Origin of the sequence: Vibrio sp. 10N.222.55.C6, from assembly GCF_041473395.1 — a bacterium.
GTDB classification, from domain to species: Bacteria; Pseudomonadota; Gammaproteobacteria; order Enterobacterales; family Vibrionaceae; genus Vibrio; species Vibrio crassostreae_C.
This window is the reverse complement of record NZ_JBFRSD010000195.1, coordinates 1-350: the sequence shown is the minus strand read 5'-3', so window position 1 is coordinate 350 and position 350 is coordinate 1. Positions and strand designations below refer to the sequence as shown.

At 46.0% G+C, this 350-nt stretch carries 1 pseudogene; it reads right to left on the bottom strand.

The features are described 5' to 3' along the window. Positions 1–12 precede the first annotated feature (12 nt). Positions 13–350 (bottom strand): annotated as a pseudogene (locus AB4486_RS23195) (sugar transporter); the annotation flags it as partial.

Here is a 350-nt window from a genome sequence, read left to right as displayed (position 1 = left end):
AACCAGGGTTTATTACCAATTACGAACGCGCAACATACCTTCGGTTAGGTCGTTGAAGCCTGAAATGGTTGGTACAAGCTGACCGATTACACGGTTCCAGCGGCTGATTGGCGCTGCCGTTACGTAAACAATATCATAAGGCTTTAAATCAAACTCGGTGCCAATCACTAAAGCTGATGCATCTTCCATATTCAGTTGGTAGATGTCTGCCATGCGTTCTGATTTATCATCAGAAGTTCGGATCACAAACACACCCGTTGCATCTGCCGTCAGCTGGTTAATACCACCTACGTTGCTGAGTGCTTCGGTTAGGCTCATCCCAACGCGATCAATCTTAAGTAGTTGAGGAT